The 10,369-nt window shown below is 44.9% G+C and carries 9 protein-coding genes; 7 read left to right on the top strand and 2 right to left on the bottom strand.

What is annotated here, in order from left to right; genetic code table 11:
* The 7 genes from ACLOR3_RS10005 to ACLOR3_RS09975 all read left to right on the top strand — a co-directional run.
* Positions 1-680, top strand: a 680-nt coding sequence (locus ACLOR3_RS10005; RefSeq protein ID WP_412037199.1) for a TCP-1/cpn60 chaperonin family protein, incomplete at its 5' end; no start/stop codon positions are given.
* A gap of 853 nt (positions 681-1,533) precedes the next feature.
* Complete coding sequence (locus ACLOR3_RS10000; RefSeq protein WP_411400958.1) at positions 1,534-2,796, top strand: ABC transporter permease; 1,263 nt, start codon at positions 1,534-1,536, stop codon at positions 2,794-2,796.
* A gap of 15 nt (positions 2,797-2,811) precedes the next feature.
* Positions 2,812-3,444, top strand: coding sequence for an ABC transporter ATP-binding protein (locus tag ACLOR3_RS09995; protein ID WP_411400976.1), 633 nt, complete (start codon positions 2,812-2,814; stop codon positions 3,442-3,444).
* A gap of 12 nt (positions 3,445-3,456) precedes the next feature.
* Positions 3,457-4,833 (top strand): ABC transporter permease, encoded by a 1,377-nt coding sequence (locus ACLOR3_RS09990; RefSeq protein WP_411400957.1) that lies wholly within the window; start codon positions 3,457-3,459, stop codon positions 4,831-4,833.
* 71 nt (positions 4,834-4,904) lie between these two features.
* Complete coding sequence (locus ACLOR3_RS09985; protein ID WP_411400956.1) at positions 4,905-5,558, top strand: response regulator transcription factor; 654 nt, start codon at positions 4,905-4,907, stop codon at positions 5,556-5,558.
* Complete coding sequence (locus ACLOR3_RS09980; protein ID WP_411400955.1) at positions 5,555-6,880, top strand: sensor histidine kinase; 1,326 nt, start codon at positions 5,555-5,557, stop codon at positions 6,878-6,880. Before ACLOR3_RS09985 ends, ACLOR3_RS09980 begins: the two co-directional genes overlap by 4 nt.
* 513 nt (positions 6,881-7,393) lie before the next feature.
* A complete protein-coding gene (locus ACLOR3_RS09975; protein WP_411400954.1) occupies positions 7,394-8,176 on the top strand; it encodes an AAC(3) family N-acetyltransferase in 783 nt (260 codons plus the stop codon).
* A 158-nt stretch (positions 8,177-8,334) separates the two neighbouring features.
* Here ACLOR3_RS09975 and ACLOR3_RS09970 read toward each other — a convergent pair whose 3' ends face one another.
* Together ACLOR3_RS09970 and ACLOR3_RS09965 are read right to left on the bottom strand one after the other, a co-directional pair.
* Complete coding sequence (locus tag ACLOR3_RS09970; RefSeq protein ID WP_411400953.1) at positions 8,335-9,015, bottom strand: ABC transporter ATP-binding protein; 681 nt, start codon at positions 9,013-9,015, stop codon at positions 8,335-8,337.
* Between the two features lies 1 nt (position 9,016).
* Complete coding sequence (locus ACLOR3_RS09965) at positions 9,017-10,120, bottom strand: ABC transporter permease (RefSeq protein WP_411400952.1); 1,104 nt, start codon at positions 10,118-10,120, stop codon at positions 9,017-9,019.
* Between the last annotated feature and the right edge of the window lie 249 nt (positions 10,121-10,369).

The following is a 10,369-nucleotide window of genomic DNA, read 5'->3' as shown; positions in this document are numbered from 1 at the left end:
TCGGTCAAGCAAGTAAAGTGACAGTGGACAAAGATAGCACAGTCATTGTAGAAGGTGCAGGAAATCCTGAAGCTATCGCTAACCGTGTGGCCGTGATCAAATCACAAATTGAAACCACAACGTCAGAATTTGACCGTGAAAAACTCCAAGAACGCTTGGCCAAATTGTCTGGTGGCGTTGCAGTCATCAAGGTCGGAGCTGCAACTGAAACGGAGTTGAAAGAAATGAAACTCCGCATCGAAGACGCCCTCAATGCGACACGCGCAGCGGTTGAAGAAGGAATTGTTGCCGGTGGTGGTACGGCCCTTGCCAATGTTATTTCTGCAGTTGAAACCCTTGAATTGGAAGGGGACGAAGCGACAGGACGCAACATCGTGCTTCGCGCCTTGGAAGAGCCTGTACGCCAAATCGCCCACAATGCAGGATATGAAGGGTCAATCGTCATCGATCGCTTGAAACATGTAGAAGTCGGAACAGGCTTCAATGCTGCAACAGGTGAATGGGTCAACATGATTGAAGCAGGAATTATCGACCCAGTGAAGGTGAGCCGTTCAGCCCTTCAAAATGCGGCTTCCGTAGCGAGCCTTATCTTGACGACCGAAGCAGTGGTAGCCAACAAACCAGAACCAGCTCCAGCAGCACCGGCTATGGATCCAAGCATGATGGGTGGGATGATGTAACACGTTACAAATGATTGAGGCTATGCCTCTAATCATTTGACGCCAACCGCCGCTATCAGGCGGTTTGGCTAAACGTCTTACTAAGAAAACAAAGAAGGCATTATCGGCCTTCTTTATTTTCTGTCGTAACCTGTGTGTTTGATTGTGGCTATGCCTCTAATCATATGTTGCAGTCTACCTAATCATCTTACTAGCTCAAAGAGGTTAGCAAGTCTTCAATCCTCAATCAATCATTGGATGAACGGATTGTTCTAATCTTTTCTTTGTGGCAGAAGGATGCATATTTATATATATTATAAAAGTTTGTGAAATAAATTTGGATGAAGCCGGTCTTTTCTACAGATCGGTTTCCTTTCTTGAAGAAACTAAGATCAATCCGATGAGGATCAGAGCAGTTATTTGAGGTGCGGGTTTTTGTTTACATATAGTGAAATCACGGGAAGAATAACCTTTGAAGCAGGTGGATAGATAGTTGGTATTTTGAAGTAACCTGCCTGTTCGATATTTGGAACAAAAATGCAATACAAATTCCTTTATTTTGTAACAAAGATGCGTTAAAATATAGGAAGTAGATAAATGTTCTACACTAGAGCAAGGGGGGAATACTTCCCACATACATGTCTAAAGACAAAAACTTGATCGAATAAATTAAAACTTTTTGATTCTTAATTTTTATCGACCTTTTTCATATTAAACTTTTTCATCCACCCCTTGCTAAGGCTCTTCCAGATTTTTCTGGGGGAGTTTTTTTCTATTTCATAAACATTTCACATTTCTTTTCTATAATAACTATAACAAATGATGAAAGCGCCCATTTTGCATTGCTGTGGGCTTTGAAATGGAGGGTGAGTTCATGCTCTTACAACAGGCAATTGCCTATATTACTCGAAAAAGAACGAGGAATCTGGTTCTCTTTCTGATTCTCCTCTTGATCCTCTCTTGCTTATATTTCTGTTTTTCACTGATGCAAGTAGGAGGAAGGCTGGAGGAACATATCAAACAGTCGGCTGGGACCAGTTTTGCCCTGACCAGTAAGCAGGGGAATACTCCCTTTGCGCTGAAGGAGGCTGAAAAGGTGCAGCGACTAGCTGGGGTGGGAGCCATGGTTCCTCAATATGAAAGTCCCGTTCGCATTCTTGGTAAAGAAGCGGTGACGGGACAGCAGTCGGTGGAGCGAGACGATTTGGGGCAGGAAGCCAAGCAAGCGCTAGGCGCTGTCTTTACCCAGAAGACAGACCAGCACCTGGATTTCAGAAGTGGTAGTTTCCAACTGGTGCAAGGCAAGCACTTATCCGACAAGGCTCGCGGCCAGATCTTGATCCACCAAGAGTTGGCTAAGAAGAACAAGCTAAAGGTCGGAGATTCCTTGACCTTATCCAGCTTTCAGATGGGAGAGACTCCTGCCAAAGAGCAAACCTTTAAAATCGTTGGCATCTTTTCGGGTAAGAAACAGGAAAAATTCACAGGGATGACCTCAGATCTGAGTGAAAACCAAGTCTACCTCCCTTATGAGGATGCGACCAAGCTCCTAGGTCTCAGTCAGCAAGAAGTGACCCAGGTCACCTTTGGCGTCAAAGATCCTGAGAAAATCGATGCCCTCTTGAAGCAAGTTAAAAGCTTGGATCTGGATTGGCAGTCTCTACGTTTGGTCGAAGATCGCAAGGCCTTTGACCAGATGAAGGAATCCTCTCAGACCCTAGAAGGCCTGGTGCGGATCATGATGATCGTCCTCCTGGTGACGGGAGCCGGTGCCCTATCGCTCTTACTCAGTCTCTGGACACGGGAGCGGATCCATGAAATCGGGGTGCTTTTATCCATTGGGAAGAGCAAGGGCCGGATCTTTAGACAGTTCCTTTTGGAAGTGGTGCTGGTATCCTTACTAGCAGTGATCCCAGCCTTTCTCATCGGGCGGATGGTCAGCCATCGTTTCTTAGAGCAGTTTGTCGGACAGACAGGTCAACAGCAGACCCTAGACTTGCTCAACCAAGTCCCTCAAGGCCTTTCCTTAGGAATCGCCTATGCTAGCCTCTTGTGCTTAATCCTTCTGTCGCTCGGTACAACCACCAGCATGATCTGGCGCAAGACCCCAAAAGAAATATTAACAAAAATGAGTTAAGGAGAAATGACACATATGTTAGAACTCAAGAATGTAGCCTATAGTTACCAAAGCTATAGTGAAGATATCCTCTCAAATGTGAACTATCAGTTCGAAAATGGGACATTTTACAGTATTATTGGTCAGTCAGGAACTGGGAAATCTACCCTCCTCTCTCTCTTGGCTGGTCTGGACAATCCCAAAAAGGGGCAGGTTCTCTTTGATGGGGAGGATATCCAGGCCAAAGGGTCTAGCTACCACCGCAAGCACCATGTCTCCCTGGTCTTTCAGAATTACAATTTGATTGATTATTTGACGCCACTTGAAAATGTTCGCCTGGTCAACAAACAGGCTGGGAAAGAGATTCTCTTGGAATTGGGATTGGACGAAACGCAAATCAAACGCAATGTCCTACAACTATCCGGCGGGCAGCAACAGCGGGTGGCTATTGCGCGTGCGCTCGTTTCAGAAGCACCTGTCATCTTGGCAGATGAGCCGACAGGAAACTTAGATGAACAGACAGCCGGTGATATTATTGCCATTTTGAAGAAGTTGGCCAAGGAACGCCAAAAATGTGTCATCGTCGTCACCCACAGTAAGGAAGTGGCAGAGGCCTCCGATGTGGTCTTGGAATTGAGTCGCCGTAGCCTCGTTGAGAAGAGCAAGTAAGGAGGGAATGCTATGTTGCGAAATGCTTTTGCTTATATCACACGTAAATGGCCCAAGTCTCTCTTGCTCTTTGCCATCATTCTCCTCATGGGGACCTTGAGCTTGATCGGACTCTCTATGAAGGGAGCGACCCAACAAGCTTCATCGGAAAGCCTGGGATCCATCACCAATAGCTTCTCCATGCAGATCAACCGCAGGACCAATCCAGGAACCCCTCGGGGAGCTGGGAATCTCAGAGGAGAAGATATCGAAAAAATCAGCCAGGTAGAGGGGATCACCTCCTCCATCAAGCGGATCAATGCCATCGCAGATATCCTAGACCACGAGATTATTGAGACTGAAGAAACCCTGCAAAATCAATCTCCAGAGCGGGCCAAGCACTTCAAGAATACCCTGATGGTGACAGGGGTCAATGACTCTTCAAAAGAAGATAAATTTGTCTCTGGAGCCTACAAGCTGGTCCAAGGAGAGCACCTGACAGACAAGGACAAAAACCAAATCCTCATGCACGAAGATTTGGCGAAAAAGAATGGTCTCAAGGTGGGCGATAAGGTGCGTCTCAAGTCCAATCTCTACGACGCTGACAATGAAAAAGGGGCCAATGAAACTGTCGAAGTAACCATTAAGGGTCTGTTCTCAGGGAAGAACCAAGCTCCTCTAACTTACGCCCAAGAATTGTATGAAGATACCCTCATTTCTGACCTAGATACAGCTGCCAAGCTCTATGGCAATACTGTTCAAACAGCTACCTATGAGGATGCGACCTTCTTTGCCAAGGGGGATCAGGACCTCGATAAATTGATCGAAAAAATCAAAGCCTTGGATATCCCATGGAATTACTATGACCTAGTCAAGAGCTCTTCCAACTACCCAGCCTTGCAAAAATCCATCAGCAGCATGTTCCAAGTGGCGGACTACTTGTTTATCGGCAGCCTCATCTTTGCTAGCTTGCTTCTCACCCTTCTCCTCGTCTTGTGGCTCAATGCCCGTCGCAGAGAAGTGGGTATCTTGCTGGCTTTAGGACTCTCCAAGGTGCAGATTGCGGGGCAATTCGTGGCAGAATTAGTCATGATTTCCATCCCAGCCTTCCTCCTCTCCTATGGAGTCGCAGGTCTTCTTGCCAAAGGAGTCGGAGATACGGTGCTTAAGAACGTAACCAGTGGCATTGCCAAACAAATGGCTCAAGAATCCTCTGCAGCCAACCTTGGTGGAGGTGCTGAGGCAGAAAGCTTCAGTAAGACCCTGACTGATATCCATATGGATATCCAACCGAGCCAATTGTTGGTGATTGTCTTGGTCGGCGGGTTGCTCTTGATCCTGGTATCCATCCTTTCTTCACAATGGCTCTTGCATAAGAAACCGAAGGAACTCTTGGTGGATGTTGAATAAGAGATTGTTTCCTAAAATAGAAATAGGGTATAATAGGAGGTAGAAGAAGTTTCTTAGATAAAGGAAAGTGTATGAAGATACTAATCGTAGAAGATGAAGTCCTGATTCGCGAAGGGATGAGCGACTATCTCATGGAATGTGGCTATGAAGTCTTTGAAGCAGGCGATGGGCAGGAGGCCCTGGACCTCTTTCACAGAGAGGCGCCAGATCTGGTCTTGCTAGATATCCAGCTCCCTATCCTCAATGGCTTGGAAGTCCTTAAGACCATTCGGAAGACCAGCTCGGTTCCTGTCCTCATGCTGACGGCCTTCCATGACGAGGACTATAAGTTGATGGCCTTTGGAGAGTTGGCAGATGGCTACCTGGAAAAACCCTTTTCCTTGTCCCTCTTGAAGGTCCGTATCGAAGCTATTTTTAAAAAGCTCCAGCCTTCACGGGTCTTCATCTATGGAGAGGCACGGGTGGATTTTGAGAGCTACACAGCCAGCCTAGCTGGTCAAGCTATCTCCATGAATGCCAAGGAGTTGGAGATCTTGGAATACTTGCTCCAGCATGAGGGTAAGGCCCGGACCCGCTCTCAGATCCTCGATGCCGTCTGGAAGGAGACAGAGGAGATTCCTTTTGACCGGGTGATCGATGTCTATATCAAGGAACTACGAAAAAAACTAGAGCTGGACTGTATCGTAACGGTACGCAATGTCGGCTATAAATTGGAGAGACCATGACCAAACGGAGTATCTTTGCAAAGATCTTTCTGATCACCTTTGCCCTTTTTAGTGGCTTAGTCATCCTTCTACACGCTTCGGTTTACTTTGTTTTCCCCTCAACCTATATCGAGTCCCAGCGCCAGACGATTTTGAAGAAATCACAGGCCCTGTCCAAGAGTTTCCAAGGTCAGGAAGAAGGAACCATTGAGTCTGTCATCGACCTATATTCCAAGACAAATGATATCAAGGTCTCGATCAAGGACAAGGAAAAACAAAATGCCCTAGAGGTCAAGGATGACTTGCTCGTGAACCCTGACAGCCAGAACAATTCCCTGGTCATTGAAGAGCGAAAAATCCAGACAAAAGAGGGGAAGGACTTGACCTTGCAATTCTTAGCAACTGTCGATTCCCAAAAGGAAGCGCGGGACATCAGTCTGGGCTTTCTTCCCTATAGTCTTCTGGCTTCCTTTGTTCTGTCATTGCTTGCCTCCTATCTCTATGCCCGCCTGATTTCTGCTCCGATCCTTGAGATCAAGCAGATGACCAAGCGGATGAAGCGCTTGGATCGGACAGCTAATCTCCCCATTCATTCGCAGGACGAGATCGGCGTCCTCAAGCAACAGATCAACGACCTCTATCATCATCTCCTAGAAGTGATCGACAATCTAGAGCAGCAGAAACAGGAAAATCTGAAGTTGGAGCAGATGAAGGTCGAATTCCTACGTGGAGCTTCGCATGAGCTCAAGACGCCTCTAGCCAGCTTGAAGATTATCCTTGAAAATATGCGGGATAAGATTGGCCGCTACAAGGATCGGGACCGCTACCTGTCGGTCTCCCTCGATATCGTCGATGAGATGAACCAGATCGTCCTAGAAATCCTGTCCCTGTCCTCTGTCCAAGAATTGGCGGGTGACAAGGAGTGGATCCAGTTGGATCAGGTCTTAGAGCAGATCCTCGACCAGTACAAGGTCTTGGCTCAATCCCGCGCGCTCACGATTGATAATCAAATTCCAGCCAAACAAGTCTATATGGCCCCAGCTATTCTGAAATTGGTCCTCTCAAATGTCATCAGCAATGCCGTTAAGCATTCGGATGCCGGTGGAGAAATCCAGCTCCGCCTCGAAGAGGAAGGGACGCACTTGGCGGTTGAAAATACCAGCCAGGAAATGGTAGAGACCGCTGAAATGCCAATGACCGCTAGCCGTCAGAAGAAGGAAGGCGGCTTGGGACTCTTTGTGGTCCAACACTTGCTAGACCATGAAGAACTGGTCTACCAATTTGACAAAACAGCTATGGGCTTGCGCTTCTGTATGGAACTGCCCAAAGATCCTCAAGAATAAAAAACTAGCGAACAAGAGAAATGCTTGTTCGCTAGTTTGTATTTTTAGATGTTTTCCTGTAATAATAGAATTTAGAGATACTTATTAATAAAACTAATTTGGAAATTCGTTTTTTGGTCATGGAATAAAATACGGTATATATTTAAGACTGAACTAGAGCTTATCTTGATTATACATAAAAATAAAGTGACTGACTTTTTGTTAGTACATATTGTTTAATCCATTTTATGTTATGATAATTTATAGATTAAAATGTGTAAAGAATGGTATATTGGCTAAAATAGGGTAACGCTACTTTTCAAACCCCTGTAATACCTAAACCACCCTACACAATACATTTGTATTTGTATTGAATGCGATCCAATTCGTGACAAAATGACATCTGTTGTTTCAGATAGAAAATATCAGGAATTAGCCAAAAACTTAAGTGAAAAACTGACGATTGAAGAAGTGGAAACTTACATTGAGGAGAAATGCTACCCGATTATTATTTGATGAAAAGAGGAAAAAACTATGAAAACAATATATAAAAAAGATATCGTACAGAGCTTAACAGACCTTGGCCTGAAAAAAGGAGATGTAGTCATTGTACATACATCGTTAAAAAGTATTGGATATGTATGTGGAGGAGCACAGGCTGTGATAGAAGCTCTAATTGAAGTCGTTACTTCTGAAGGAACCATTGTGATGCCCACGCAGTCATGGAAAAATCTAGATCCGGAAACAGGTGTGCACTGGAATGCAGAGGAGTCAGACTGGGAAAAAATTAGAGAGAATTGGCCAGCATATGATAAGCAGATAACGCCAACCAATACAATGGGAGCTGTTGCAGAAATGTTTCGTCAATGGCCAGGTAGCATCAGAACAGAGCATCCAGCAAGATCAATTTGTGCATGGGGGAAACATGCTGAATATATTACAGAGGAACATACTCTTTCAAATATATTTGGGGAGGGATCACCTATCGCAAAACTCTATGAACTTGATGCAAAAGTACTGTTAATAGGGGTTGGATATGATAAAAACACCTCTATACACCTAGCGGATGTTCGTGCAGAGTATCCTGGGAAACATGACTGTATTGAACACAGTGCTGTGCTTGAAGATGGTGTTCGTATATGGAAATCATATAAGACCTTATTCGTTGATGGAGAAGATTTTGAAGACATAGGAATTGCGTTTGAGGAAATAGGTCATGCAAATATAGGAAAAATAGGCCTTGCCGATACTAGATTAATGCAACAGCGTAGTTTAGTAGATTTTTCCGTTTCATGGATTGAAAAGTATCGCAAATAAATTAATTTTAATCAATGAAGAGTTTGATAAGGTCAGAAAAAAACTTATACAATAATCTGGAACAAAAAGCAAATTGACACAAAAATACCCCAAAAGTTAGATTTTATCTATCCAACTTTTGGGATACAGTTCAAAAATGCTTGTTTGCTAGTTTGTATTTAATCAACCTTTAGCAGTTGGCCATGTTTTAATTCATAAATGGTATCCACATAGGTCAGGATGGAGCGGTCATGGGTCACCATGATGGCGCTCTTGTTTTTGGATTTGACTTCTTTTTGGATCAATTGGGCGATTTCTTGCCCTCGATCTGGGTCTAGGCTAGCCGTTGGTTCATCGGCTAAGATGACCTGCGGATTTCCGATAAAGGCCCGAGCGATGGCTGCCCGTTGCTTTTGTCCACCGGACATCTGATTCGGGTATTGGTGGTAACAAGCTTCGATGCCCAGATCTGCCAACAAGGCTTTGACTTCCTCTTGGCGTTTTTTCTTGTCCTTTTCCCCTTTTAATTTGGCCACCAGTTCTAACTGGTCACCGATTTTCATATAGGAGAGGAGCTGGTGGTCTTGAAAGATAAAGCCGAGCAATTCCAGCCGTTTTTGCGTCCACTGACTTTGGTTGAGACCAGTCAAGTCTTGGCCTGCGATGCGAATCCTCCCCTCATCCGCTGATAAAAGCAAGCCAGCGATGGCTAAAAGCGTGGACTTGCCAGATCCTGAAGGGCCCAAGATGGCGACGAATTCGTTGGGTTCGACGCTTAAATTAAGCTGGTTGAGGACATGGTGCATCTGGCTGCCATCGGCGTAGGATTTTCTGATATTTTTTAATTCGATAATGGCCATCTTATTCTCCATTTCCACCAATGACTTCGATTGGATCTACTTTTTTGATTTTGACAAGGGATAAGGCACCACACAAGATAGAGGTCAGGATAAAGCTAACCGAGATGGTGAGGTTGTCTTTCAGGGTCATAAAGGAAGGGACGCTATTAGGTAAAAATGGAGCCATCATAGTTGCCAAGCCAAGCCCCAATAGCACTCCGATGAGGGAGATGATGGTGAGCTGGGATAGTTGGACATAGGTAATCTGGCTCATGGACATGCCAATGGCCTTCAAGACACCGAACTGTTTCAACTTCTGCAGGGTGAGGATGTAGAAGAAGACCCCAAGGATAGCAGAAGAAGCAAGCAAGAGAACCCACGTAATCATCCGTAGCGTCAGGTTTTGAGCCTTGTAGCCAGGGATTTTATCGATCACTTGCTTCTTATCCGCCACCATCAAGTTGCTGGCTAGATCGCTAGAAGTGATACTTTTCTTGGTCACAAGGGTTTGGGCTTGCCATTGATAGCTTGGATCTGTTTTTTGTCGCATGCCTGTGTAGGTATCCGAGCTGATAAAACCAATCTCGCTGTAGCCGTATTTGGCATTTTTCGCGAAGGCCACGACCTTGAGTTTTTGCTTAGAAGTTTTGTCGATCACTTGATCGCCGACTTGGATCCCTTCATCCTCTTTGAAAGAACTGTCCAAAATGACCTCGTTTTTCTTTAGGTCGGAGATCTTGAGGTCTGTATCTTCCATGATTGGATTGAGGATTTCTTCTTCGTTGTGATCGGTCGCGAAGTAGGTGATATCCAGAGTATTGGAATCCTCTGTTTTTGAGACGGTTGCCCGCTGGATGGACAAACCCGAATAGCCCATTCCCTCTATCTTTTGGACCTCATCTAAATCCTTCGCCGTAATAGTTGAAAAGGGGATAATCCCTTCTGAATCCGTCGAAAGGATGTAGTGCAGCGACCCATAGTTATCGATTTGGGCCGATACCGACCGCCCCAGTCCATTTGTCAGACCGGACAAGAACACCACCATAAACATGAGAATGGTAATGAGGAGTTCAATCAGGATAAACTTCTTGGGCTGGTATTTAATTTCATTCCATGCGATTTTCATATTTGTTCTCCTTTTAGCACGGAGGTGCTCAAGTAGCTTGGCACCTAAACATACTCTACCATCATACCACAAGTGGAGGGATAATATGGGGATGGTGTTTGGGGGAGGGGAAGGAATCGGATTTGTTTACTGTGTTCAATTTATTTCTCAATTATTAATCGTTAATGTATACAAAAAAGAGATATGCTATAGACAAACAAAAAGCCTTGAAATAAAGGCTTTTTCCTGTTGATTTAGATGCCCCCTGCA

The sequence above is a fragment of the Streptococcus intestinihominis genome (assembly GCF_046824975.1).
Taxonomy (GTDB): Bacteria; Bacillota; Bacilli; order Lactobacillales; family Streptococcaceae; genus Streptococcus.
This window is presented reverse-complemented; position numbering and strand designations above follow the sequence as displayed.

Bases quoted from the DNA above. Each gene is read 5' to 3' on its own strand.
- ACLOR3_RS09995 (WP_411400976.1), top strand. From the start codon at position 2,812: ATGTTAGAACTCAAGAATGTAGCCTATAGTTACCAAAGCTATAGTGAA.
- ACLOR3_RS09965 (WP_411400952.1), bottom strand. From the start codon at position 10,120: ATGAAAATCGCATGGAATGAAATTAAATACCAGCCCAAGAAGTTTATC.
- ACLOR3_RS10000 (WP_411400958.1), top strand. From the start codon at position 1,534: ATGCTCTTACAACAGGCAATTGCCTATATTACTCGAAAAAGAACGAGG.
- ACLOR3_RS09970 (WP_411400953.1), bottom strand. From the start codon at position 9,015: ATGGCCATTATCGAATTAAAAAATATCAGAAAATCCTACGCCGATGGC.
- ACLOR3_RS09985 (WP_411400956.1), top strand. From the start codon at position 4,905: ATGAAGATACTAATCGTAGAAGATGAAGTCCTGATTCGCGAAGGGATG.
- ACLOR3_RS09990 (WP_411400957.1), top strand. From the start codon at position 3,457: ATGTTGCGAAATGCTTTTGCTTATATCACACGTAAATGGCCCAAGTCT.
- ACLOR3_RS09975 (WP_411400954.1), top strand. From the start codon at position 7,394: ATGAAAACAATATATAAAAAAGATATCGTACAGAGCTTAACAGACCTT.
- ACLOR3_RS09980 (WP_411400955.1), top strand. From the start codon at position 5,555: ATGACCAAACGGAGTATCTTTGCAAAGATCTTTCTGATCACCTTTGCC.